Here is a 24,619-nt window from a genome sequence, read left to right on the forward strand (position 1 = left end):
ACCGCAGTGGAGCGGGGGGGGGTGTTGGGCGTGGGGCTGGCGGTGGTCGGGTTCCGGACGCGGTCCAGCGCCGCGGGCCCGCCGGGGCCCGCGTGCCGCCCGTCGGACTGGGGGAGGGGGGTGCCCGGCGGGCGGCCGATCCCGGCTTGCGCCGGGGGGAAGGGCGGGGGTCACGGGACGTTGCCGCGGTGGCCGCCCGCCCGGGCCCCGGTCAGGACGCGTTGGCGAGTGCCTGGGTGACGGCCGACGCAGTGGCCTGCTCGGAGGCGAGGGCCGCGCTCGACGCCCCGAGCAGGTTGTAGACCAGAGCGGTCGCGTTGGACGCCGTCGCCGTGAGGACGTTGGTTCCCACCACCTGCGGCTGTCCCTGGCAGTCACCGATCGCAGCCAAGAGGTAGGTGGCGGTGCTCACGTTGTGGGTGCGAGCGGCTGCGGGGTTGTTGGCCTGGTCCGCCGCGATGGCGGCGTTGTTGGACGTCTGCGCCGACTGCAGGTCGGCGACACAAGCTGAGACGGCCGCGGGGGCCGCCATGGCCAGCGGGACGATACCCACGACGGCGCCGGCCGCCATGGTGGTGACTACGGCGGCAGCGGCGAGACGGGAACGGAACATGGTGCACTCCCTTGGAGATGGCTGTTGCGCGGATTTGTCACGACGCCGGTGGGAGTGGCCCAAGGGGGGTCGGGGGTGGCTGCTGAGGAACGAGAACTCGACCTGATCGCCGCGCACTGCGCGCTGGGAGTGACGACCGGAACGGGCAGCAGTCACGTCCCCGGAAAGGGATGGGCGGCCCGCCGGTTCGTGCTTCAGTAATGCGCTACGGGTGAGGGGCATCTCAAGGGGAACGCTGCCTGCGTCGCCCGATCGGAGTAGGACATCAGGCGTTAACCCCCGGCATTTCGGGCGGCGTCTTGCGCGCGGCAGGCGGCTGTTCTTTCTCGAGTTCAGCGCGGGCCGATGGTGCTTCGAAGGTGAGCGAAGAACGCCGGCTTGTATGACCGGCAGGTACTGCGTGCCGACGAGGTGCCGGCGAACGCCCGGCAGCGGAAACGCCCGCGCGTGACCATGGGAAAGGGAGTGGACCGACCGGTGACGGGACGCTCGTCGGCGGTGCTGTGGTCGAGGCTGTGCCGCACGGTCCGGGGTCCCCCGAGTGGCGCGTGCCGGCCGGCGCTCGGCCGGTACGGTCATAAAGCGCGTGGAATAGAGTCGGCATTCAGTGCGCTATCGTTTCTCCTATCCCGGTACACTGAGCTCCATAGTTCACACCCGGCGTGCGCCGTCAGTATCGGAGCATTGGCTCCTATGCGCCCCGGGGTGTACGCGTATAATTTTTATCACTTTACATTGCGCCATTCGGGTGTTATGGCTTCAGCATGTGTTGCCGCCATATGCCGACAGGGTGGATAACAATTGCATCCAACGGTGGGCTGCCCGTCCTCTCTGGGAAGTGGTCGCCCGCGCTTCTGCGTGTCGGCTTCGGCCGGCCGCGGAATACCGGGCTGCCGCGATGGGCACCCGAGAGAGGTGTTGGATCCGTCAGCCGGCGTCGGCCGGCGCCGGCTGACGCGTCGCTCCCGGACTGTATTTTCCGGAGCGATGCAGTCCTGAATACTGTAATCCCCGTATGACCAGTCGGCAGTTCTGCCGAGAGCTCGGAGCGCGCTGCAAACTGTGACACCAGTGCCCTGCCACGGCGGTTTCATTCACCTCTCTTCGACGTCAGAAGCGATGTGCAATCCGTCGTCGACGCGCAGCTGCGCGCACTTTCTGCCCGGGCGACGGTCGCCCCCACCGCGTCGGGCGCCGACCCGTGACCCAGGGGTACCGGCACCTCTCTTCGCTGCCCGCACCCCCGACAGCATCAGGAGAGACAAAACATGGTGACCGAACCCGAATGCGCGAGGATCATTCTTGCCCCCCAGGACATCGAGCGGTGGCCCGACACATCTGTGGTCCGGTCGACGCCCCCCGCCTGGTGCCGATCGCGCACCATCACCGTCCGGCTTCCCGCGGTGGATCGGGCCATCCCGATCTGCCGGTATCTGACCCGCTTATGGCTGGACCAGCAGCACTTACCGGACGAAAACATCTGCCACACGATTCTGCTGGTCACCACGGAACTGGCGACGAACGCCATCGTCCACACCGACAGCGCCGTGATCACCACCCACCTTCGGCGGAATCGGACTCATCTGCGCATCCAGGTGCGCGACCAGGGAATCGGCTCTGCAGGGAAACAGCACTGGCACAAGGCCCCGGAATTCGGTCGGGGTCTCGGAATCGTCGCCAGCTCCACTCGGGCTCTTGGCACCCGTGTCGCCGACAGCGGAGCCCGGACGACCTGGGCCACTGTCTCCCTGCTGGACGGCCAACCGTCCTCTGCCCCCGACAAGCCCGACATCATCCCCGCACAGGTGGGCCACGCTCAGCGGAGTCCTGCGCATGCGAGCGGGGGGCCACTGGGCTCCACAACACAGGAGGGGCATCGGGCGCACTGACGACGGTGACGTGGGGAGGCGCAGATGACCGCCCTGAGGTCCGCGTGGTCCGCGCGCGGTCTCCCGTCGTACAGGACCGATGACCAACGAGGCCCCCGAGCGGCGTGGTGGAGACGTCGGACATCTCGATCAGCAGCTCAGGGGCCTCGCTCGTTGCGCTTGGCGGCCTGTCACCTGACCAGGGACCAGCTCGAAGAAGCTCACTGAGCGGTATGCACCTTCACGATGCACACCGCTCGGTGGCCGTCAGGCGAACACGGACAGGAGGAGCGCCATTCCGAGGCCCAGTTTCGGACATCAAGGATCTGAGGGCGTGGTGGATCGCTCGGGTTGCGGATCTCGATCGTCTGGGGCTTGCGGCCGGCTCGTCGGCGCCGCCAGGATCGGCTGCATGATCAAGGGTGTGATGTTCGACTTCTCCGGGACCCTCTTCCGGATCGAATCGGCCGCGCAGTGGCTGCGGGCGGTGACAACGAAGGCCGGTCTGGACGTGCCCGAGGATGAACTCGACGCGTGCGTCAGCCGGCTGGAAGAGTTCGGGGCTCAGCCCGGAGGGGTTCCCCCGCGCACAGTGCCGCCCCATCTGGAGGCACTGTGGCGGGAGCGCGACCTGACCGCCGAACGACACCGGGCTGCCTTCACAGCCCTCACCCGGGAAGCGAAGCTGCCTGCGGCTGACCTGGCCGAGGCCCTGTATGAACGTTCCCAAGTGCCCGGGGCATGGCTGCCTTATCCCGACACCGAGGAAACCCTCCGCGCCCTGCGTGGGCGAGGCATCCCGGTCGCTGTCGTCAGCAACATCGGCTGGGACATGCGCCCTGTCTTCCACGACCACGGTGTCGATGGCCTCGTGGACGCCTACTTCCTCTCCTTCGAGTGCGGGGTGAAGAAGCCCGATCGCCGCATCTTCCAGATGGCGTGCGACAAGCTCGGAGTGGCACCCGGCGAAGCACTCATGGTGGGGGACGAGCCTTTTGCGGACGCCGGCGCCGCCGAGCTGGGGTGCCAGGTCCACCTGGTCGATCCCTTGCCCGTGGACCGGCGTCCCGGCGCACTGGTCGAAGTGCTCCAACTCCTTTGACGTCGCCAGACCGACGCGACTTCCGGCCCGAGGCCGAGGGCCCGGCGACCGAAGGTGGTCGGGCCGGGCCCTGGCGATCGGTGAGGGTCAGTCGTGGTTGGTCGCGTAGCAGGTGCGGAGGACCGGGTCGATCCCGGGGACGATGTCGCTGATGAGCACTGGCAGCCAGGCTCCGCGATCGGGATCATCCGGCGGTGGAGGGCGCCGCGCGGCCGGAGCGCTCGGCTTTCGCACACTGGTCCAGCAGCTCGTGGTACGTGGTGGACGGGAGGGCCGAGCCACTTTGGCGCAGGGCGTCCCGGAAGGCTCGGGTGGCCTCGGTGAGGTAGTGGGCCTGGCTCAGGACGCGCATGCAGTCGTCGAAGAGCGCGGAGAAGGCGGCGAGGCCGTCGGCCGCGGCCCGGTCGCGCCGGGCCCGCACCTCGGCCAGGCAGCCGCGGGTCATCAGGGATACGAGGTGGTCGGGGCCCCCGATCCGCAGGGCCGCCGACAGCAGGTCTTCGTACGCGGAGGCCGACCCGGTGAAGTCTTCGCCGTCCGCGAGCAGCCTGGGGCTGGTCGATGTCCCCACGCCGGCCGGGACGACACCCCGCGAGATCGGAGTCCCGGCGACCGCGACGCTCCTGCCGATCGTCGCCGTCAACCAGGGCAAAGGCTGAGCTACTACTTGGCAGATCTGATTCCACGGAGTACCGGTTTTTCGGTGCTCGAATCGGTAGCGGACGTGCGCTTCCTGACCAGTGACAGGCGAGACTCCGACGCCATGGTGTTCGGCCACAGAGCCTGCGAAAAACCCGTTGGCGGAACCACGGCAGCCACTGCTACGTTTCCGGAGGCCGTGCAAGAGAGCGAGGAGGTGGTACCCGTGAACGTATCGACATGGGTGCTCCCCTCCGGGGTCACGGTCGGGCGATAGGTCGTCCGGGAGCGCCGTTCAATGGCACTCCCGAAAGGCACGACCATGCACTTCACTTCTGAACAGCGTCTCGACGACGCTGTCCTCGAGCGCGAATTCACCCTCGGTGACATCCCCGGCATCCTGTGGACGCCCGCATCCGCGTCCGCACCGGCGCCGCTGATCCTGCTCAGCCCCCCTCCCCTCGGGCTGCGCAAGACGTACCCCCGGCTGGTGGCCCGGGCCCGGCACGCTGCGGCGGACGGCTTCGCCACGGCTACCATCGAGCTCCCCGGAAGCGGCGACCGACCCCGCCTGCCCGCCGCTGAGCAGGCCCGCGCCGACCTGCGCCGGGCCATGGAGACCGGCGAGCCGGTCAGCGACGAGATCATCGACGCCCTCGTCCTCCCGCTCGTCGACAAGTCGGTCCCGGAATGGCAGGCCACCTTGGACGCTCTCCTGTCGCTGCCCGAGATCGGCGGCCCGGTCGGGTACTCGGGGGGAGTGATCTCCATCGGGACCCGGCTGGCGGTGGTCGAGCCACGCATCTCGGCCGCCGTTCTGTTCGCCGGGAGTTTCGTCCCCCGGGCCATGTTCGAGGAGGCCCGCCAGGTCACCATTCCGCTGCACGTCCTGCTGCAGTGGGACGACGAAGGCAACGACCGGCAGGCGGCCCTGGACCTGTTCGACGCCTTCGGCTCCAAGGAGAAGACCCTGCACGCCAACATGGGCGGGCACACCGGCGTTCCGCAGTTCGCAGGCGACGAAGCGGGCCGATTCCTCGCCCGGCACCTGAAGTGACGCCGGGCCGTCAAGCCACCAGCAGACGGTAAGCCGTGTCGGTCGGGATGCTGCCCAATCAGGGACAGGTCCCGGCCCTCCTCGGCTCTCTACACCACGGGCCCCTGCCAGACTCTCGGCGGGGGCCCGCGCTGCCCGAAGCCATGAACTGCTCGACGTCTGCAGAGCTTCGCAGGCTGCGCTTGACCAGCTGCTGGAACGGCTGGTCGACGTCCCCACGCCAGCCGGGACGACACCTCGCAAGATCGCAGTCCCGGCGACCGCGACGCTCCAGCCGACCGTCGCCGTCAACCTGGGCAAAGGCTGAACTACTTGACAAATCTGATTCCACAGAACACGGGCAAAGATGGTGCGCACGGCGCGGCCGAGTTCTTCGAGTGCCTCTGGTAGGTGGGGTGCTTCGGACCGCCGCGGGTGCAGCGTCGCGGCACCTGCTCGGCCTCCGCAGTGCCGAGCCGCAGGGCGGTGGCGTACTTGACCATCTGGTCGTACTGCTGGGCGATCAGGTCCCATTTGATGGCCGGGACGACAGCGAGCCGCCGAGCGCAGGCCAGCCGGGCGGACCGTCGTCAGGACGGTACAGGCGAATGCTGCCGACCACCCGGTTGCTGGACGCCGTCAGAGGCGGCGTCGGCCGTCGGCCGGACCAGCCCCCGGTGATCTTGGTCGGCGCATCCGGGATGGGCAGGTCCTCGCTGTTGCCGGCCGGGCTGGAGCGGCTCCACGAGGCAGCCGGGAGTGGCGGCGGCCCGACTCGGTGCCCTGGCCCGCGCTGCTGAAGCTCCTCGCCGCCCATCTCGGCCTGCACCCCTACCGCTGACCGCCCTCACCAGCTCGATTCCGCGCCCGGCCCCGTGCTGTCCTGCACGGGGCCACACGCGCACGCCCACCTGCCCGCCCCAGGGGGCCGCGCCGTCCCGAACCGCCTTCGGCCTGCTGCCGGGCCCGTGTCCGCGCGTCCCCGGTGAGGAGGGCCTGGGTGGCCGGTTCGACGGCCTGCTGCGACAGGCTGCCGTTCCCTGTCGCCCGTCCAGCCACCGCGAAGGCCAAACCCGCTGGCAGTCGGCAGAGTGGGACCTATGGGTGATTCCGGAAGCCTGACGACCCAGCAGCGGGCCGCCATGCTGGCCACAGTGACTGCGAGTGCTCTGCTGTTCTCCAGCCTGACCAGCATCATCGTTGCCCTGCCGGCGGTCCAGCGCGACCTCGGGCTGGACAGCTCAGCCCTGCACTGGGTCGTTGTCGCCGGGCTCCTGCCGCTGTGCGCGCTTGCCGTCGTCAGCGGTCGTCTGGGCGACACGATCGGACGACGCCGGGTCTTTCTTCTTGGCATGGCCTGCTTCGTCACCGGATCAGCACTGTGTGCCGTCGCACCCGACGGGTCCTTTCTCGTAGGAGCTCGTGCCGTGCAGGGCCTGGGCGTCGCGCTGGCGGTACCGCTCGCTCTGGCGAACCTCACCACCGCCCTACCGGCTGAGAAACACGGGTGGGCTATTGGCGTTCAGACCACGGTGATCTCCGTTTCCGCCATCACCATGCCTTTGGGCATCGCCCTACTGGCTCAGTACGGGAGTTGGCGGTGGGCCTTTGCCGCCACTGTCCCTGTGGCCGCACTGGTCGTCGTCCTGGCCTGGCGGCACCTGGTCGAGACACGCGCTCCCGCCACGACCTCGCTGGACCTGATGGGCTGTGTCCTCATCGCTTCCGGGCTCGCCCTCCTGGTCTTCGCCTGTGAACGCTCTTCCGACTGGGGGCTCACCAGTGTCGGGACGCTCGCTCCGCTCACCGCCGGTATCGCGCTGCTCGTCGCCTTCGTGCTGGCTGAGCGCCGCGCCCGAAGCCCACTGCTCGATCTCCGGCCTCTGCGCGGCGCCGCGACATCCGTCCCCTTGGCGGCTCTGGCCCTCGTCCAGTGCGCGTCAATCGCTCTCGTCCTCTACATGACGCTGTATCTGCAGCATGTACTTGACATGGGTGCATTTCGCACGGGTCTCCTACTGCTGGCCACCAGCGTGGGGACCATCGTGCTTTCGCCGCTTGTGGGACAGCTGACTCAGCGTGGCCATGGTGGCCGGCTGGTCATCACGGGCATGGCCGCCCTCGGTGTCTGCCTGCTCTGGCTTACCCTCGAGGTGTTCGACAGGCGCATCATCTTTCTCGTTCCAGCCCTCTTGCTGTTCGGGCTGGCGCCCCCGTTGGTCTACCCGTCAGCGACCACACTTGTTGCGGACACCGCTCCGGGCTCGGCCAAGGGTGTCGGCGCAGGTCTGGCGATCCAAGCCCGACAGGTCGGCGCCACTCTCGGGCTCGCACTGACAAACACGCTGTTCACCGCCGTGGAATGGCAGAAGCGGAACAGCCTCCTGAAACCCGGCGATGCCTTCACTCCGGAAGAACAGGGTGCTCTCGACGACGCCCTCACACGCGAGCGGATCGACACCGATCTCCTCGCCCAGCTGCCGAGCGCCTCACGGGACCACGTCCGCGGAGCCGCTGACCAAGCCTTCGCAACAGCAATCGAGATCACGTTCCTCACCCTGGGCGGAATCATCCTGCTTGGTGCCCTCGTCGCCGTCACCGTGCAGCGCGGAACCATCGGCCGGCCCACGCCCAGACCGTCGGCATGACCGGTCAGGCCACCGCGGGACCGCTCGAGAGCCTGTCTGCCGGCTCGCGGCACGACGTCATTCGGCCTGGTCACCATGCCGGTGCTGGCCGCCACGGGCGTTCAGACGTGCGCGTTGGGGAACCACGACGTAGGCCGGGTCCTTGGTCGAGGCGACTCCCGCCTCGAAGGTGCCGAACCGCTGAAGGGCGCTGCCGGCCAGCAGGGCGAGCCCGGCGGCGGCAGCGGCGGGTCGGCTGCGGCGGGCGACGGTGACGGCGGCCAGGGCACCGGCGAGGGTGAGGTACTCGGATGCCCGGCGCAGCCGATGGGCCCGGCCTCTGGTGTAGGCCTTGGTCTCCAGGGCCGGCCGGCGTTCGATCAGCCGGGCGGCGACGAGTTCGGCACTCGCCCCGAGGGCCGCGAGCTGTCGGGCGGGGCCCGCCTCGTGCACGGGGGCCAGCAGCATCCCGAGCCCCGCGCCGCTCGCCGCCGCGGACCCCGTGAACAGGAAGGGCAGCTCCCGACGTGCCTCGTGCCAGGCCGGCACAGCCGTCTGGGAGAGCAGCACCGCGGTGTAGGACGCCAGAGCGGGGGCGAACGCGGCCGAGGACAGACCTGCCAGCCGGCCGACCCGAGCCGGCAGGCGGCCGGGCAGCATGGCGCGCAGGGAGCTCGGCAGCAGCTCGGTCATGGCGGCCAGACCGCTGCCGGGTCCGTAGGCGACAAGGATCCAGGTGCCGACGGACATCGGTGAACTGGGCTTGGCCACCCGCAGCATGTGGTGGAAGCGTTCGGGACGACCGAGGTCTGCGATCAACAGGTAGCTGCTGGCCAGCAGGGCGCCGAAGCCGCCCAGGCGCCCGGCGCGGCACAGGGCCGGACGGCCGGTCAGGTCGGCGCCGGCGGAGAGCAGGGCGGCACCGGCCGACAGGCCGCCGGTGAACAGGTAGGCCGGCACCTTCCACTCCCACACCGGCGGTTTCAGTACCGGCCGCCCGTAATAGGAGCGGAACTCCGAGTCCGCTACGACGCCCTGGTCGTCGTGTCGGTCGCGGCCCGCGCCGAACGTGGGCGCACGAAGGTCGGCGGCGCCCGCGTCGCTGCGCGGCTCGCGCAGGAGTCCGTCGTCGTCGGTCATCGGCGGCCCTCTCTGACGAAGACGGCGGCGGTGGCCGCGAGCAGAGCGGAGGCCGCCACCGCGGCGTGCTTCCACATGGACGGCAGGTCACGCGTGGGCACGACGGGGTCCGGCGGCAGCCCGTAGACCTCCGGTTCGTCGAGCAGCAGGAAGAAGGCGCCGTCGCCGCCCACTCCGTCCTCGGGATCGCGCCCGTACAGCCGTGCCTCGCCCACGCCCGCCTCGTGCAACTGTTCCAGTCGCCGGTCGGCCCGCTCCCGCAGTTCGTCGAGCGGCCCGAACTGGATGGAGTCGGTCGGGCAGGCCTTGGCGCAGGCGGGTTCGAGGCCGCCGCGCAGGCGGTCGTGGCACAGGGTGCACTTCCAGGCCCGGCCGTCGTCGGGCCGCCGGTCGATGACCCCGTAGGGACAGCCGGACACGCAGTAGCCGCAGCCGTTGCAGATGTCGGGCTGCACCACCACGGTGCCGAACTCGGTGCGGAAGAGCGCTCCGGTGGGGCAGACGTCGAGGCATCCGGCATGGGTGCAGTGCTTGCAGACGTCGGAGGACATCAGCCAGCGGAAGTCGGTACGGGTGTCCGCGCCGGTACCGGCGCCGGGCAGGTCGAAGGAGGGGAAGCCCAGGTCGACGGGCTCGGTGCCCAGTTCGCCACCGCCCCGGGGCGCGTCCCGCAGGGCGTCCGCGACGACCTCGGCGGTGTGCTCGGTGGCCGAGGGCCCGGTGGGCAGGTCGGACAGGCCGGGGTCCTGTCGTCCCAGTGGGCGTTCCTGCTCGATGAAGGCTACGTGCCGCCAGGAACTCGCGCCGAGCATGCCGGTGTTGTCGAAGGACATGCCCAGCAGGTCGAGGCCGTCCTCCGGGACGTCGTTCCACTCCTTGCAGGCGACCTCGCACGCCTTGCAGCCGATGCACACGGAGGTGTCGGTGAAGAAGCCGACCCTGGGCGGGTGGTCGCGGTGGCCGGCGTCCGCGGCGGGGTCCTCGAGGTGCCCGTACAGACTGTGCTCGTCCGTCATGGGGAGTCCTCCCTGCGGTGGGGCTCGGTGTGGGTCGGCCTGTGGTCGTCGCCCGTCGTCGCGATGCGGGTGCCGGTTTCCGGTGTGATCCCGGCCCGGCGGCGGTAGTCCTGGACGTACGCGAGGAGGGCGGCCCCCCTGGGCCGTCGTCCGGGGCGGACGTCGCAGGTCAGAACCTTGCTCTCCTGGATCAGCACGTTCGGGTCGGCCACCACTCCGATCAGGTCGTTGACGACGTCGCCGGTGGTGAGCCCGGCGCCGCCCCAGTGGTAGGGCATCCAGACCTGGTGGACGGTCCGGTCCTCGACGCGCAGCGGCGCCATCCGGTCGGTGACGAAGACGCGGGCCTCCACCGCTGTCCTGCTGGTGATCACGTGGGCCCAGTCCATATGGCGCAGGCCGCGTTCGGCCGCCAGTTCCGGCGAGACCTCCACGAACAGCTCGGGCTGCAGCTCCGACAGGTACGGCAGCTGGCGGCTCATGCCCCCGGCGGTGTGGTGCTCGGTGAGCCGCGACGCCGTGAGCACGAAGGGGAACACCTCCCCGTGCGCCTCGGGGGGAGCCGGGTTGGAGGGGTTGTCGCGGCGCCCGTAGACCTTCCTGGTGGGGTTGGCCTGCTGGCCGTACAGGAGGTTGCGCACGGGCGACTCGTGCGGCTCGTAGTGGGTGGGCAGCGGGCCGTCCGCCAGGCCGGTGGGCGCGAACAGCCACGCCTTCCCGTCGGACATCATGATGAACGCGTCGTCGCCGCTCAGGGCCTGCGGCCCCGATGCGCCCTCGGGAGGCCGGTAGTGGGGCGGCTTGTCCTTCTCGAAGTCCGGGGTGTCGTGTCCGGTCCACTCCCCGCGGTCCTCGTCCCACCAGACGAGGGCCTTGCGCTCGCTCCAGGGCCTGCCCCGCGGATCGGCGGAGGCACGGTTGTAGAGCACCCGTCGGTTCAGCGGCCAGGTCCAGCCCCACTCGGCATCGTAGGGCCCCTGCTCGAAGCGGGGTTTGCGGCGCCGGGCCTGGTTGGTCTCGTCGGCGTACACGCCGCTGTAGATCCAGCAGCCGCAGGCCGTGCTGCCGTCGGCCTTCAGGTCGGGGTAGCCGCCGACGGTCCGGCCGGTCCGCAGGTCGATGCCGTTGATGTGACGCAGCACGTCGGGCGCGGACGGTTCGTCGCCCTCGGTGCGGTAGTCCCAGGCGAGGTCCAGCACCGGCCGGTCACGGTCGTCGGTCGAGCCGGCCAGCTTCTCCTTGACGCGCCTGCCCAGGTGGTAGAAGAACCACAGCTCCGACCGCTGGTCGCCGCTCGGTTCTACGGCCTTGTCCCGCCACTGCAGCATCCGCTGGGTCTGGGTGAAGGTGCCGTCCTTCTCCACGTGCGAGGCGGCGGGAAAGAAGAACACCTCCGTGCGGCAGCGCTCGGTGACGATCTCCCCGGTCTCGCCCTCGGGGGCGTCCTTCCAGAACGTGGCGCTCTCGATCATGGTCAGGTCGCGGACGACGAGCCAGTCGAGGTTGGCCATGCCGAGGCGCTGGAGGCGGCCGTGCGCGGACCCGACCGCGGGATTCTGACCGAGCAGGAAGTAGCCGAAGACCTTCCCGTCGACCATGTCCATGGCGGTGCGGTAGGTGCCGTGATCGCCGTTGATGCGGGGCAGGTAGTCGAAGCAGTAGTCGTTCTCCGCTGTCGCCGCCTCACCCCAGTACTCCTTGAGCAGGGAGATCATGTAGGTGTCGGCGTTGCCCCAGAACCCCTTCTGGTCGGGGCGGCGAATGCCGTCCAGGTAGGCGGTCAGGTCTTCGTGGGTGGTGTCCGGCATCGGCAGGTAGCCGGGCAGCAGGTTGAACAGGGTCGGGATGTCCGTGGAGCCCTGGATGCTGGCGTGCCCGCGCAGGGCGTAGATGCCTCCGCCGGGGCGGCCGATGTTGCCCAGCAACAGCTGGATGATCGAACCGGTCCGGATGTACTGGGCGCCGACGGAGTGCTGGGTCCAGCCGACGCTGTACACCAGCGCGGCGGTGCGTTCCCGGCCGGAGTTCTCCGTCCAGGCCCGGCACACGTCCAGGAACCGTTCCCGGGGCACCCCGCAGATCCGCTCGACCATCTCCGGGGTGTAGCGGGCGAAGTGCCGCTTGAGCACCTGGAAGACGCAGCGCGGGTGCTGCAGCGTGGGGTCGGCGGCGATGTCTCCGGTGGCTCCCCCGATGACCGGGCCGCCGGCACCGTGCTGGTAGGGCGCGGCCTGCTCCTTGTGACGCTTCCCCGGGCGCTCCTCGGCCTCGATGCCCTCGTACGTCCAGCTGGAGGAGTCGTAGGAGGCGGTGTGCGGGTCGTAGCCGCTGAACAGGCCGTCCAGGTCCTCGGTGTCCTGGTAACGATCGCTCAGCAGGAACGGGGCGTTGGTGTACGCCTGTACGTACTCCTTGAAATGGAGGTCGTTGGACAGGATGTGGTTGACGACGCCCCCGAGGAACGCGATGTCGGTGCCGGCCCGCAGCGTGACGTGCTGGTCGGCCAGCGCGCTGGTCCGGGTGAAGCGCGGATCGATGTGGATGACCCTGGCGCCGCGTGCCTTGGCCTCCATCACCCACTGGAAGCCGACCGGATGGGCCTCGGCCATGTTCGAGCCCATGATGATGATGCAGTCGGCGTTGACCAGGTCCTGCTGGTAGTCCGTGGCACCGCCACGTCCGAACGAGGCTCCCAGACCGGGAACCGTGGCGGAGTGTCAAATACGGGCCTGGTTCTCGATCTGCAACGCCCCCAGGGCAGTGAACAGCTTCTTGATGAGGTAGTTCTCTTCGTTGTCCAGCGTGGCCCCGCCCAGACCGGCGAAGCCCATGGTGCGACGCAGCTTCCTGCCGTCCGCGTCGCTGTCCTGCCAGCCCTTGCGGCGGGCGTCGAGCACCCGGTCGGCCACCATCTCCATGGCGGTCTCCAGATCGAGGTCCTGCCACTCGGTGGCGTACGGCGCACGGTAGCGGACCTTCTGCTCACGCTGCGGGCCGGTGACGAGCTGCTTGCTGGCGGATCCCTTCGGGCACAGCCGGCCGCGCGAGATGGGGCTGTCCGGGTTGCCCTCGATCTGGATGACCCGCTCGTCCTTGACGTAGACACGCTGCGCGCAGCCCACGGCGCAGTAGGGGCAGACGGAGTCCGCGACTCGGTCCGCGCGGTCGGTGCGGGGTCCGAGGGCCGCCGAGCGCGGGGACTCGGCCGCCTTGCCCCGGCCAAGCCGGTCGGGGCCGGTGAGCTGCCGGTACACGGGCCACCGGCCGATCCACCGTTCCAGGCCCATAGGCTCGCTCCTTCATGGGTGGCATACGCCTTGATCGACGCTACTCGCGTGGGGACCGAGTGCAAGTCGACGTCCGCGTCGGCATCGGCCCCACCATCGCAGTCGCCGCGACCGCTTCCGGCCGGATCACAGGCCCGGGAGGCGCCCTGTCATCGCCCCCGACCAGGAAGCCGACTGGCTCGGCCCCCTGCCCGTGGAGGCCCCGCACGGCACCGGGCCCCGCCAGGCCACCGTCCTTCGCGACCACGGCATCCACTGCATCCGGCTCCTCGCGGGCGTCTCACCCGCCACCCTGCAGCGCCTGCTGGGCAAGAAGGCCGGCCGCCTCGGGTGTTCGAGTGCGTGGCGATGGTGTCCCTCTCCCGCCGGAGGAAGCGCGCGGGCTGCAACCTCGGTTGACGTACCAGCTGAGCGCATCTCGATCAGGTCCGTGACCTCTGCGGGGTCGGATGGCGTGGGTGAGGGAACCCGGGGGCGGACTGACCGAAGATCTCTCCGGGAACGTTCCCGTCACTGGGCCGGGGAACGTTCCCGTGCTGACGCGAGACCGGAGGAACCGCCATGGAGCCGGAGGACCAGATCAGGCAGGGTCCCGGGGAGCAGCGAGTCGCCGAAGCGGCGGAACGGATCGTGGCCGAGGGCCGGCCACGGCTGCACCGCACCTGGACGTCGCTGGTGGCCACCTCGCTGCTGGGCGGTATCGATGTCGGCGTCGGCGTCATGACGCTGCTGTTCGTGCGGCACGCGACCGGCAGTGAACTCTTGGCCGGACTGGCCTTCTCCGTAGGGCTCATCGCTTTGCTGCTCGGGCACAGCGAGCTCTTCACGGAAGGGTTCCTGGTGCCCGTCGCCACCGTTATCGCCGGCGCTGCCACCTGGCTCGACCTGGTGCGCATGTGGGCGACGGTCCTGGTGATGAACCTGATCGGCGGATGGGTCTTCATGTGGCTGGTCATGCAGGCGTTCCCGGACCTGCACCGCACCGCGGCCGCTCTGGGCGCACACTTCGTCGACGCAGGCTACACACTGGGCACCTTCTGCCTCACCATGCTGGGCGGCGGCGTCATCACCCTCATGACCCGCATGCATCACGGCACCGAGTCCATGACCGGGAAGATCACCGCATCGATCACCACCGCGTTCGTCCTGGCGGGGCTCGGGCTGTGGCACTCGGTGCTGGACTCCCTGATCGCATTCGCCGGCCTGCACACCGGCAGGACGTCCTACGGTTACGCCGACTGGCTGAGGTGGCTGGCCTGGGCGGTCCTCGGCAACATCGTCGGCGGCCTCCTGCTGACGACGACACTGCGCCTCATTCGCAGTGCCCCGGTGCTCAACGCCGACAACAAGGCGGCGAAAGCCGACTCCTAACGCCGGCGAAGTGGGCATGAAGCCCCGCGGCTCACATCCCGTCCGCTGACCACCGTCCCTCCCGCCCGGCTGCACCTACCGGCCTGTCGCTATGGCTCGAAGCGACGTGGTTGTCGTTCGTGTCCGGGGCAGGTGAGTCGTGACCAGGCAGGGGACCGGGAGCGTCATCTGCTGCGCGAACCGACCCCAGTCACGATGTCCTCCTCCATCGATCCCGCCTTGGGCCGGCCTTCCACGCCATCGCCCGATGTCAGAGGAGGCGGCCCAGTCCATGGCGACGACTCCGGTGACAGACTCGGGCGTGGTCGGCTTGGGGCGGATGGGGCCGCCAGCCCGGCTGATGCAGCCGATGAGAGTCATTGTCAATAACTACGGATCGTTGGCGAAGGCGAGCGGTCTGGGGTCCTGTTCATGGCTTGTGCCTGGCTATTCCCGCTCGGGACGCAGTAGGACCTCGCTGCTTATGGGGGTGAACCCGCAGGCGAGGAAGGCGCGTAGGGAGCGGGCGTTGCCGGGGGATACGGCGGCGAAGACCGGTTCGGTTTCCGGAACAAGGGAGAGGGCGTCGGTGAGGAGCGACCGTCCGTGTCCTTGGCCGCTGTCCTGGACGTTGTGGAGTTCGATACTCAGTTCGCGCCGCCCGGCGAGGCCGTCGGCCAGGGTGATGAGGCCGCGTTCGTCACCGTAGACCTTGACGTTCGTCCGCAGCTTCCGGGCATGGCGGACGCGTGGATGGTCATCCGCACCGGACAGCTCTGCCAGGCGCGGTGGGCCGCCCGTGCCGCGGGCCGTGAGTGTCGCGTCGGTGACGTCGATCCAGCCCTTCGGGCCGGCCAGGTGACGCAGGAAGTCCGGCGAGAGCGACGCACCGAAGCCATCCGGTCCTTGGGCGTATACGGCCTGTCTGGTCAGGGCGGTGGCGACGACAGCGTGGCCGGTGAAGGCGACCGAGCACTCAAGTCCCCCAGGCAGGGGCGGTAACACCGTTACCCGGCCGTCTGCCGGCGGGAAGCGACCGTCGGCGGCGGCCAGGAAGAACGTCAGGAGCGGGTGCGATTCGCCCACGATTGCTCGCCTGTCTGTTGAGGGAGTCCGGCTGGGGCAATTGTCGGACAGGTCCCGTGGATCAGTCGAGGCTCTTCATGCTGGGAGGGTTTCCGGGCGTTCGACGAGCCGGCCGCGTTCGAAGCGGGCGCCGGCCCGGACCAGGGCAGCGAGGTGGGGTGCGTCCGCTGCGCGCCACCGGTTCCGGGCGGACTCGACCAGCTTGAAGACCGTCGCGAGGGCGGCGGCCCGGCTGCCCGCTCCTTCGGTGATCTTGGCGCGCAGGCGGACGGTGCGAAGGGCGACTCGATCGGACGGGTGGTCCGCAGGTGGATCCAGTGCTCGGCCGGGAAGTCGTAGAACGCCGGTGAACTCGTCCTGGTCGTTGGTGATCCGCCCGTTCACCCGTTCGGCAGCACGACGCGCCTGCGGGCCCGGGAACCCCTAGCATGCTGCTTGTGCGACCCATTCTCCCGAAGATCGAGGGCGGCCGGGTACAGGGCCTCCTGCAGCTCATCGAGGACGGTATCCACCTCGTCGTCGCCGCGATCCTCGTACTGCTCGCGGGGCTCCTCACCGTCGGGCTTGTCCACGACGTCATCAGGTCGATCCAGGGGCCGTACCGCGCGGAGACGATCGTTCTCTCCGCCCTGGACAACAGCCTTGTGCTGTTCATCGTGGCTGAGCTGCTCCACACCGTCCGCCTCACCATCAGGAACCAGACCCTCGACGCGGAGCCGTTCCTCGTCGTCGGCCTGATCGCCGGCATCCGCAAGGTGCTCATCGCGACGGCCGAGGCGGAGAAGTCCTTCCAGTGGAACGTTCAGGGGATCGAACTGCTCATCCTGGCGGGACTCATCCTCGTGATGGCGACAGCGGTGTACGTGTGGCGGCGCTCGACGCGGCCGGGAGACTACTTCCCGGAGGCTCGGCACTCCCCGCCGCCGTCACCCACCCCGGTCCGCGGGTCCTGATCCATCGCCTCCCGCCGCCACGGCCGCCCGCACCCTCTGCTCCTCGCGAGCAGACCCGATGTCCCGTTCCAGGGGCATCGGCAACGAACTCCGATAACCCACCACGGAGCCGTTCCACCTCCCCCAACCTCACACCGGAGAAGATGCCCACCACCAGGCGAGATCACTCGACGTAAGAAGCATTACCAGGGCGCGTATCGAAAGCGCGGACGGGCCGGGTGGGGTGATGCCCCGGTCCGGCCCGTGCGCTCTCTGCTAAAGGTCGAGCTGACGCTGGTGTGTCGTGTGCGTGGGTGTGTAGCCGAGACCGTCGTTGATCTGTCTCATGTGCGCGTTGCTGTCGGCGGTGTCGGTCACGAGGCCGTCGAGGTCTGGATAGTCCCTATGGGCCTGTCGGATCGACTCGGCCTTCATCCATCGGCCGAGGCCGTGGCCACGGTGCTCGGGCAGCACAGCGGTGCCGTAGTGCTGGCCGTCACCTGCGCCGTTGCCGGGGATGACGAGTTCGGTGAACCCGGCGATCGAGCCGTCGGAGGCGTCGATGGCGACGACGGTGTGCAGGTGGTCGCCGCGCTGTTCGACGGCCTTCGCCGCGGCCCGCACGCGGTCCACGTCCCAGATCACGGTGCCGTGGTCGGTGTCGTCCATGGGCATGTCGTCCATGGCGCGGCGTGAGGCGGCGAACGTCTGGGCGAGGTCGTCGGGGACGGTTCCCTGCCATGACATCAGCCGGTAGCCGGGATGCGGACGCTCGATGATCTCGGCGAGGACGGCGGTATCCACGTCAGCCAGTGGCAAGCGGGTGAACCTCAAGGTGAGGACCTTCCGGAAACCGCGTGCTGCCAGGAAGTGGTCGCCGGGCGATCCGGCTTCTGCCTGGGCGACAACGCAGCGTCGGGCGTTGTCCCGGGCGGTGGCCACGGCGGTGTCGAGGAGCCGGGAGCCGACGCCCTTGCGGCGCTCTGCGGGATGAACACGGAGGTCGAGCTCGGCCAGGTGCTCTCGTCCGCCATCGAACAGGCGCAGAAAGGCCGTCCCGGCAGGGATGGAATCCGCGTCCGACGCCAACCAGGCAAGACGCCGGCCGTGCGCCCCGTGAGCGGGGTCGGTCAGTGGGGTGATGCGAAGGGACAAGGTGTCTCCGTCGTGAGGAGGTGGTGAAGGTCCGTACGCGAGCTCAACTCCTGGGCACTCCTGCGCATGTGCTCCACACCTCCTCGTCGACAGCGCCGCCTGCACCAATGCAGGCGGCTGGGTGAACCTAGCTGGCCGATTGGCTCCTGGGCAACGGGTTATCGAAAAGGCGGTGCGCGTGTGTGGTCACAGCCACTCGTTGATGGCCGCGACATCGACATGGGCTTCTGCCCCTGCTCGACGGTCAGGTGCAGCTTGGTGGTGAACCCACCGCGCGAACGCCCCAGCCCGTGATCACCAGGCTCGGTGAAGACACCACCCGGTGACTCCTTCTTTCAGGTCACCCCGGTTCCGGGCCCCGGCCGCATGCTGATGGGCACGGCATACCGTGGAGTCGACGCCCAGATCCCATGTGATCGCGCCGTTCGAGTCGGCCAGGGACTGGAGCCGGGTGACGCCCCGGTGCCAGGTGCCGTCCCGTTGCCACCGGCGGAACCGGTCGTAGATCCGGCCCCCACGGCCCGTACTCGACGGGTCCTCAGTGTCACGATTGTCCCCGCCCGGCAGCCCGTCTGGCAGGACTAGGGAACATCCTGGTCCGTGATGTCCCCGCCGCAGGCGAGTGTTGCTCGGAAGCCCCCGTGGCCCAGCCCATCGGGCGACCCGGGACAAGGCACGACTGTCGTCAGAGCGAAGCGAGGTATGGGGACATGCGGCGCCCCTCGCAGTTCACAACTGTGCTGTTTTTCATCATCACCGCACTGGTGCTTCCTGTGGTCACCAACGTCGCCAGCGCTGCCCTTCCGGAGACGATCGAGCCGTATGTCTGGATGGCCTGGCCCGCCGCAGCGGTGTCAGCCGTCGTGGCAGCGGTGTTGGAGGCGCGCCGCCACCGCTCCTCCGCGTCGGTGCCCGGGGGCGGGGCGGAGGCCGACAACGAACTTCGTCTTCGCCGCGCGGCAGACGACTTGGCTCAGACCGTACAGCGTCAGTGGACCGCTGAAGCAGGCCTGCGGATGCTGCACCGGCCGCAGCCGTTGCACCTGCGCTGGGCCACCACCGTCCGCCCCGTTTCCGCCGGTGCCTCCGCAGTGCTCGGCAACGGTGTGGTCGGCGGCCGGCCACTGCGGTTGCGGTTGCGCGGCAGCAACCAGGATCTTGTCACCGCGTTCACGCAGCTCCCTCGGCGGCGGTTGGTCCTCCTCGGCGGTCCGGGGGCAGGCAAGACGGTGCTGGCCATCCTGCTCACGCTTGGTCTGTTGGACGAACGGCGCGCACACGGCGGGCCGGTGCCGGTGATGCTGTCGCTCTCGTCGTGGAACCCGCGCACCGAGCAACTTCACCCATGGGTGACCCGACGGCTGATCGAGGACTATCCGGCCCTCGCCAACGAGGACGTCTTCGGCCCTGCGGCCGCCGCCCGACTCGTCACCGGCGGACACGTCCTGCCTGTCCTCGATGGCCTGGACGAGATGCCTGCCGGACTGCACTCCGCAGCCATCGACGGCATCGACAGGATCGCTCCGGCCAGTCCCGTGGTGGTCACCTGTCGCAGCACGGAGTACGAGGCCGCCGTCGTGACAGGAGGGATGGTGTTGAGTACCGCGGCGGTGGTGGAGTTGGAACCGGTGAGTGCTCAGGAAGTCATCGCGTTTCTGTCCGCCGGGAGGGTAGCCGGCGACAATCGTTGGGCGACTTTCCTGGCCAGGTTGCGGGAGTGTCCCGTCGGGCCGCTCGCCCAAGCGCTGTCGTCGCCACTCATGACTGCTCTCCTGCGTACTGTATACACCGATCCAGCCACCAACCCGGCGGACCTCCTCGACTCCGACCGGTTCCCCGACCGGTCCGCCATCGAGGGACACTTGCTGGAGGCGTTCATCCCCGCCGTCTACTCTCACCGCCTCCCGTCGTCAGGGGCGGACTGGTTCGACGCGGCGCCGCCGCGATATCCGGCCGAGTCGGTCAGGAGGTGGCTGACCTTCCTCGCCGGCCACCTTCACCGGCAACGGACCCGCGACCTGGCCTGGTGGCATCTGCACCGTGTCTTCCCCCTGGTCGCACGTCGGGCGGTCGGGCTCCTGCTCGGACTTGTCAGCGGGCTCATCGCCGGATTCGGCGTCGGCGTGGGGGTCGGGCTGGAGGTCGGCGTCGCGGCCGGCTTGGCCGGCGGGTTCGGTGCCGGGCTGGTAGCCGTGCCTCCGTTACACCCTCTCAACGCCAGCCTCAAACTTCGGCGAGGTCTGACGTCCGGAAGGAGGTTCGTACCGGGACTGGCGGTCGGTCTCGTCATGGGGGCCGGTGCCCTGCTCGCCTTCGACATCGCTGTTCGCATGGGCGCCACGCCCGAAGGCGGACTCGGCACCGCGGCGAAAGTCGTGTGTGTGACAGGGCTCAGTGCCGGCTTCACCTTCGGCGCCATGATGTGGCTGAACACCCCTGCGCATGCACTGTCCTCGCCCAGTCCACGGTCCGTCCTGCGGAACGATGGCCTAGTCACCGCCATCCGCATCGTCGTGGAGACCTTCGGGTCGGGGCTGCTGGCCGGGCTGGCGACAGGACGGTACGGATTCTCCGTCACCGTCGGGCTCACCTGGGCCCTGATCGTGGGGATCGGAGGGGGTCTGACCCTGGGACTCGCCGGCAGACTGGCGGGCAGGTTCCAGACAGGGCTGGTAGGGAGCCCATGGAGCTGGCTTCTCCTCACCCGTGCATGGCTGGCTCTCCGGGGAAAACTCCCGTGGCGACTGATGCGATTCCTCGATGACGCCCACCGGCGCGGCGTACTGCGGCAGGCGGGCGCGGTGTATCAGTTCCGTCATGCCCGGCTGCAAGACCACCTCGCGGCACAGGCGTCCTCGACACGCCGGAGCAACCCGGTGCCGCGTCTCCGTCCTCCAGAAGGCTGAATCAGCCGCCAGTGCTCCGGGCGGCCACGGTGATCCTTGTCCCCGGCGATGTCCTCGCCCAGTTCCAGCACTCGGCGGTGCCGTTGTTCCCCGGGGCCTACGCCTGGTGCGCCATCGGCACCTGACCGCCGCCACCCCTCGTAATCGGCCCCCGAGTCGGGACACCCCGCCGGCCGGGGCCGACAGCGTCCCCCGCCGACCGGCTTGCGACACCTGAATCTCACGCCAAACAACCACTTCGGGGCAAAAACCCCCTTTCATTCGGGTAGGGCGTGCACGGGCGGCTGTCCGCCGTGCGTACACAGGCGCGTCGACGGCGTTCGGCGCAGGGCCGAGGTAGTGGTGGCTGGTGCACCAGGCGGGCGGGTCGAGCAGGGCCACATGGTCGATGGCGACAATGCGGACGGCGACGAAGCCGAAGCCGAGAAGACCTTCTGCCACCGGCTCCACGGCAGCCTGCCCGGCAACTTCCCCTGCGGGTCACGGTGAGCGGCGGGTGGCCGTGCCCGGGGTGGAGCTGGAGGTGACCGTCGGTCACCTGGAGAAGCCCGTGACCCACGTCCCTGCCACGTCCGGGGCGCGGCGCCCCTCCTGCCAGCCGGGCCCGGCCCCTTCTCGCGCTCGGGGCCGCCCGGGACGCCTACGCGGTCGGGTGACTCGAAACCCGGGATCGGGGAACCGGAAGACTCGAATCCCGGGATCGGGGAACCGGAAGAGATGCCCTGCCCCACAAGGGGAAGGCCGGGTCTCCGGACGCCCGGCTCCCTCACCGGAGGAAGGACCATGATGGCGCACGAAGACGACGGTGGGCGCGCCGTGCCGAACACCCCGGGTATGCGCTCCGACGGTGACGGCGTCACACGCCGCCGTCCGCTGCGGGAGCGGCACGTCGAGGAGACGGTCGAGGTCGCGGTCCCGGTCCGCACGGCCTATAACCAGTGGACGCAGTTCAAGACCTTCCCGCGCTTCTCGACCGTGGTGCGCGAAGTCGAGCAGATCAGGCCTACCGTCACCGCGTGGACCATCGGCTACGGCCCCCTGCGCCACCGTTTCGCGGTCGAGATCGTGGAACAGGACCCTGACGCCTACCTGGCCTGGCGCGGCCTGGAGCAGCACCCCACCCACCAGGGCGAGGTCGAGTTCAGGCCGACGGAGTCCGGTGGCACTGCGATCACGGTCCGGATGCTCCTCCAACCGCAGGGGGCCGCGAAGCTCCTCACCCGCTCGTCCAGGGTCGTGGGGCTGACCGTACGACTGGTGCGCGAGGAACTGGTGAGCTTCAAGCACTTCATCGAAGGGCTCGGTCAGGAGGGCGGTGCCTGGCGCGGCACCATCCGCAACGGCCGGGTTCAGCACGACTCCCCGGAACCGCCCAGGAGCCGTGTCGCCCAGTGGCCCGTCGGCTGACCCGCGTACCGCACACGGCAAGAGAAAGGCCAAGCGATGCAGAACCCGCCCGGTGAGGAGCCGGAGACCTCCCTCTCCGTGACGCCGCCGAAGAAGTGGGCGGCCGGGGTCCCCGCCGTCGTGCACGCGCTGGAGTACTCCCTGGAGCAGACCTCCCCGCGCAAGACCGGGGTCGACCTGCTCACCATGAACCAGGTGGGCGGGGTCGACTGCCCCGGCTGCGCGTGGGCGGACCCCGCTCCGGGCCGGCGCCATCGCAATGAGTACTGCGAGAACGGCGCCAAGCACATCAACGACGACGCCACGACGCGCCGGATCACCGCCGACTTCTTCCGCGAACACAGCGTGTCCGATCTGGCCGCCCGCTCCGACATGTGGCTCAACCAGCAGGGCCGGCTCACCGAGCCGATGGTCAAACGGCCCGGGTCGGACCACTACGAGCCCATTGGCTGGAACGACGCCCTGGGCGTCCTGGCGCAGGAACTGAAGGGGCTGGACTCGCCCGACGAGGCGGTCTTCTACACCTCCGGCCGGGCCAGCAACGAGGCCGCCTTCGTCTTCCAGCTCTTCGCCCGCGCCTACGGCACCAACAACCTGCCCGACTGCAGCAACATGTGCCACGAGTCCAGCGGCTTCGCCCTGAACGAGACGCTGGGCGTCGGCAAGGGCACCGTGAGTCTCGACGACCTCCACCACGCGGACCTGATCTTCGTGGTGGGGCAGAACCCGGGCAGCAATCACCCGCGGCAGCTTTCGGCACTGGAGGAGGCCAAGCGCAACGGCGGCCGCATCGTGGCGGTGAACCCGTTGCCGGAGGCGGGGCTGCGACGCTTCAAGAACCCGCAGAAGCCGCGTGGGGTCCTGGGACGGGGCACCCAGATCGCCGACCGCTTCCTGCACATCAAGCCGGGCGGGGACCTCGCCCTGTTCCAGGCACTGAACCGGCTGTTGCTGGAGGCGGAGGACGCGCGTCCCGGCACCGTCCTGGACCACGACTTCATCAAGGCCCACACCTCCGGTTTCGAGGAGTTCGCCCGGCACGCCCGCACCGTCGACTGGGACGACGTGCGCGCGGCGACGGGACTGACCCGCGAGGAGATCGAGAAGGTCCGCGACGAGGTCCTGCGAAGCGAACGCGTCATCGTGTGCTGGGCGATGGGCATCACCCAGCACAAGCACGGCGTTCCCACCATCCGGGAGATCGTCAACTTCCTGATGCTGCGCGGCAATCTGGGGCGCGCCGGCACGGGTGCCTGCCCGGTGCGCGGCCACAGCAACGTCCAGGGCGACCGCACCATGGGCATCTGGGAGCAGATGCCGGACAGCTTCCTGGACGCGCTCAAGGAGGAGTTCGGCTTCGATCCGCCGCGCCCGCACGGCTTGGACTCGGTGAACTCGATCAAGGCGATGCTGGAGGGCCGCGTCAAGGTCTTCCTCGCCCTGGCGGGGAACTTCGTGCGCGCAGCGCCCGACAGCGAGGTCACCGAGAAGGCGATGCGTTCGTGCCGGCTGACCGCCCACATCTCCACCAAGCTCAACCGCTCGCACACCGTCTGCGGCGACACCGCCCTGATCCTCCCGACGCTCGGGCGCACCGAGCGTGATGTCCAGGCCGACGGCGAGCAGTTCGTCACCGTCGAAAACTCCATGAGCGAGGTGCACACCTCCCAGGGACGACTCGAACCGGCCTCGCACGCGCTGCTGAGCGAGGTCGCCATCCTGTGCCGGCTCGCCCGGCTGAGCCTCGGCGGCGAGGCGGACATCCCCTGGGCCAAGTTCGAGGGCGACTACAACACCATCCGCGACAGCATCTCCCGGATCGTGCCGGGCTTCCACGACTTCAACGCCCGGGTGACCCGTCCGGGAGGCTTCCAGCTACCCAACCCGGTCAACGAGGGCGTGTTCAGAACCGAGACCGGTAAGGCCCGGTTCACCTGCAACGAGCGGGTGGTCCCCCGGGCCCCCGAGGGTCACCTGCTGCTGCAGACCTTGCGCTCGCACGACCAGTGGAACACCATCCCGTACACCAACAACGACCGCTACCGCGGCATCCACGGCAGCCGCCACGTGGTCCTCGTCAACCCGGCCGACCTGTCCGAACTCGGCCTCGCCCAAGGCGATCGCGTAGACCTGGTGAGCGTCTGGGAGGACGGCACCGAGCGCCGGGCCGCGAACTTCGAGGTCGTGTCCTACCCCGCGGCCAAGGGCTCGGCCGCCGCCTACTACCCGGAGACGAACGTCTTGGTGCCGCTCGACAGCGTCGCCGACGCAAGCAACCAGCCCACGTCGAAGGGCATCGTCGTCCGCCTCGAACCCACGGGCGACCGATCCCGGCCGGCACCGGTCTGACCGAAACCGACGACGCCGCGGGTACCTGACGCGAACGCGCGTACAACGTCAGCCATCTCATCGGGACGCACCGCCGGACAGTACATCGAACGGGTCGCCTTTGCAG

At 69.3% G+C, this 24,619-nt stretch carries 16 protein-coding genes and 2 pseudogenes; 9 read left to right on the top strand and 9 right to left on the bottom strand.

The window, feature by feature from the left end; translation table 11 throughout:
• Positions 1-211: 211 nt before the first annotated feature.
• Positions 212-613, bottom strand: coding sequence for a hypothetical protein (locus ABVB68_RS35060; protein ID WP_353605261.1), 402 nt, complete (start codon positions 611-613; stop codon positions 212-214).
• A gap of 1,268 nt (positions 614-1,881) precedes the next feature.
• Between ABVB68_RS35060 and ABVB68_RS35065 the strand changes: the two genes are divergently transcribed.
• Both ABVB68_RS35065 and ABVB68_RS35070 read left to right on the top strand, forming a co-directional pair.
• Positions 1,882-2,502, top strand: coding sequence for an ATP-binding protein (locus ABVB68_RS35065; RefSeq protein WP_353605262.1), 621 nt, complete (start codon positions 1,882-1,884; stop codon positions 2,500-2,502).
• A 391-nt stretch (positions 2,503-2,893) separates the two neighbouring features.
• Positions 2,894-3,583 carry an HAD family hydrolase gene (locus ABVB68_RS35070; protein WP_353605263.1) on the top strand — a complete coding sequence of 230 codons (690 nt, stop codon included), beginning with the start codon at positions 2,894-2,896 and terminating at the stop codon, positions 3,581-3,583.
• A 184-nt stretch (positions 3,584-3,767) separates the two neighbouring features.
• On the opposite strand, the gene ABVB68_RS35075 is transcribed toward ABVB68_RS35070, so the two are convergent.
• Positions 3,768-4,235 carry a hypothetical protein gene (locus ABVB68_RS35075; RefSeq protein WP_353605264.1) on the bottom strand — a complete coding sequence of 156 codons (468 nt, stop codon included), beginning with the start codon at positions 4,233-4,235 and terminating at the stop codon, positions 3,768-3,770.
• A 309-nt stretch (positions 4,236-4,544) separates the two neighbouring features.
• Here ABVB68_RS35075 and ABVB68_RS35080 point away from each other — a divergent pair, with 309 nt between their 5' ends.
• Positions 4,545-5,279, top strand: a complete 735-nt coding sequence (locus ABVB68_RS35080) for a dienelactone hydrolase family protein (RefSeq protein WP_353605265.1) — start codon at positions 4,545-4,547, stop codon at positions 5,277-5,279.
• 342 nt (positions 5,280-5,621) lie between these two features.
• Here the strand turns inward: ABVB68_RS35080 and ABVB68_RS35085 are convergent.
• Positions 5,622-5,865, bottom strand: a pseudogene (locus ABVB68_RS35085) (Tn3 family transposase); the annotation flags it as partial.
• Between the two features lie 493 nt (positions 5,866-6,358).
• On the opposite strand from ABVB68_RS35085, the gene ABVB68_RS35090 reads away from it, so the two are divergent.
• Positions 6,359-7,906 (top strand): MFS transporter, encoded by a 1,548-nt coding sequence (locus tag ABVB68_RS35090; protein ID WP_353605266.1) that lies wholly within the window; start codon positions 6,359-6,361, stop codon positions 7,904-7,906.
• Between the two features lie 57 nt (positions 7,907-7,963).
• Here the strand turns inward: ABVB68_RS35090 and nrfD are convergent, their stop codons facing one another.
• From nrfD to fdh, 3 genes are read right to left on the bottom strand one after another with little or no spacing between them, the layout of a single operon-like run.
• Positions 7,964-9,025 carry an NrfD/PsrC family molybdoenzyme membrane anchor subunit gene (gene nrfD / locus ABVB68_RS35095; protein ID WP_353605267.1) on the bottom strand — a complete coding sequence of 354 codons (1,062 nt, stop codon included), beginning with the start codon at positions 9,023-9,025 and terminating at the stop codon, positions 7,964-7,966.
• Positions 9,022-10,041 carry a 4Fe-4S dicluster domain-containing protein gene (locus ABVB68_RS35100; RefSeq protein ID WP_353605268.1) on the bottom strand — a complete coding sequence of 340 codons (1,020 nt, stop codon included), beginning with the start codon at positions 10,039-10,041 and terminating at the stop codon, positions 9,022-9,024. Before ABVB68_RS35100 ends, nrfD begins: the two co-directional genes overlap by 4 nt.
• Entirely contained in the window at positions 10,038-13,328 is a 3,291-nt protein-coding gene (gene fdh, locus ABVB68_RS35105) for a formate dehydrogenase (protein WP_353605269.1), read from the bottom strand. Before fdh ends, ABVB68_RS35100 begins: the two co-directional genes overlap by 4 nt.
• Positions 13,329-13,889: 561 nt before the next feature.
• On the opposite strand from fdh, the gene ABVB68_RS35110 reads away from it, so the two are divergent.
• On the top strand, positions 13,890-14,699 hold the full coding sequence (locus tag ABVB68_RS35110; protein WP_353605270.1) for a formate/nitrite transporter family protein: 810 nt from the start codon (positions 13,890-13,892) through the stop codon (positions 14,697-14,699).
• Positions 14,700-15,125: 426 nt separating this feature from the next.
• Here the strand turns inward: ABVB68_RS35110 and ABVB68_RS35115 are convergent, their stop codons facing one another.
• Together ABVB68_RS35115 and ABVB68_RS35120 are read right to left on the bottom strand one after the other, a co-directional pair.
• A complete protein-coding gene (locus ABVB68_RS35115; protein ID WP_353605271.1) occupies positions 15,126-15,764 on the bottom strand; it encodes a hypothetical protein in 639 nt (212 codons plus the stop codon).
• Between the two features lie 75 nt (positions 15,765-15,839).
• Positions 15,840-16,105: pseudogene (locus tag ABVB68_RS35120) on the bottom strand (IS256 family transposase); the annotation flags it as partial.
• A gap of 87 nt (positions 16,106-16,192) precedes the next feature.
• Between ABVB68_RS35120 and ABVB68_RS35125 the strand changes: the two are divergent.
• A complete protein-coding gene (locus tag ABVB68_RS35125) occupies positions 16,193-16,717 on the top strand; it encodes a phosphate-starvation-inducible PsiE family protein (RefSeq protein ID WP_353605273.1) in 525 nt (174 codons plus the stop codon).
• Positions 16,718-16,972: 255 nt separating this feature from the next.
• Here ABVB68_RS35125 and ABVB68_RS35130 read toward each other — a convergent pair whose 3' ends face one another.
• Positions 16,973-17,851 carry a GNAT family N-acetyltransferase gene (locus ABVB68_RS35130; RefSeq protein ID WP_353605274.1) on the bottom strand — a complete coding sequence of 293 codons (879 nt, stop codon included), beginning with the start codon at positions 17,849-17,851 and terminating at the stop codon, positions 16,973-16,975.
• Positions 17,852-18,588: 737 nt separating this feature from the next.
• Between ABVB68_RS35130 and ABVB68_RS35135 the strand changes: the two genes are divergently transcribed.
• The 3 genes from ABVB68_RS35135 (at position 18,589) to ABVB68_RS35145 (ending at position 24,513) form a co-directional block, all read left to right on the top strand.
• Positions 18,589-20,757, top strand: a complete 2,169-nt coding sequence (locus ABVB68_RS35135; RefSeq protein ID WP_353605275.1) for an NACHT domain-containing protein — start codon at positions 18,589-18,591, stop codon at positions 20,755-20,757.
• A 786-nt stretch (positions 20,758-21,543) separates the two neighbouring features.
• Positions 21,544-22,164 carry an SRPBCC family protein gene (locus ABVB68_RS35140; protein WP_353605277.1) on the top strand — a complete coding sequence of 207 codons (621 nt, stop codon included), beginning with the start codon at positions 21,544-21,546 and terminating at the stop codon, positions 22,162-22,164.
• Positions 22,165-22,200: 36 nt separating this feature from the next.
• Complete coding sequence (locus tag ABVB68_RS35145; protein ID WP_353605276.1) at positions 22,201-24,513, top strand: FdhF/YdeP family oxidoreductase; 2,313 nt, start codon at positions 22,201-22,203, stop codon at positions 24,511-24,513.
• Positions 24,514-24,619 lie beyond the last annotated feature (106 nt).

Source organism: Streptomyces sp. NPDC096012 (genome assembly GCF_040426375.1).
Lineage (GTDB): Bacteria > Actinomycetota > Actinomycetes > Streptomycetales > Streptomycetaceae > Streptomyces.

Excerpts from the sequence above, each read along its gene's own strand:
- ABVB68_RS35060 (WP_353605261.1), bottom strand. The coding sequence starts at position 613 with ATGTTCCGTTCCCGTCTCGCCGCTGCCGCCGTAGTCACCACCATGGCG.
- ABVB68_RS35065 (WP_353605262.1), top strand. The coding sequence starts at position 1,882 with ATGGTGACCGAACCCGAATGCGCGAGGATCATTCTTGCCCCCCAGGAC.
- ABVB68_RS35070 (WP_353605263.1), top strand. The coding sequence starts at position 2,894 with ATGATCAAGGGTGTGATGTTCGACTTCTCCGGGACCCTCTTCCGGATC.
- ABVB68_RS35080 (WP_353605265.1), top strand. The coding sequence starts at position 4,545 with ATGCACTTCACTTCTGAACAGCGTCTCGACGACGCTGTCCTCGAGCGC.
- ABVB68_RS35090 (WP_353605266.1), top strand. The coding sequence starts at position 6,359 with ATGGGTGATTCCGGAAGCCTGACGACCCAGCAGCGGGCCGCCATGCTG.
- nrfD (WP_353605267.1), bottom strand. The coding sequence starts at position 9,025 with ATGACCGACGACGACGGACTCCTGCGCGAGCCGCGCAGCGACGCGGGC.
- ABVB68_RS35100 (WP_353605268.1), bottom strand. The coding sequence starts at position 10,041 with ATGACGGACGAGCACAGTCTGTACGGGCACCTCGAGGACCCCGCCGCG.
- ABVB68_RS35110 (WP_353605270.1), top strand. The coding sequence starts at position 13,890 with ATGGAGCCGGAGGACCAGATCAGGCAGGGTCCCGGGGAGCAGCGAGTC.
- ABVB68_RS35125 (WP_353605273.1), top strand. The coding sequence starts at position 16,193 with ATGCTGCTTGTGCGACCCATTCTCCCGAAGATCGAGGGCGGCCGGGTA.
- ABVB68_RS35140 (WP_353605277.1), top strand. The coding sequence starts at position 21,544 with ATGGCGCACGAAGACGACGGTGGGCGCGCCGTGCCGAACACCCCGGGT.
- ABVB68_RS35145 (WP_353605276.1), top strand. The coding sequence starts at position 22,201 with ATGCAGAACCCGCCCGGTGAGGAGCCGGAGACCTCCCTCTCCGTGACG.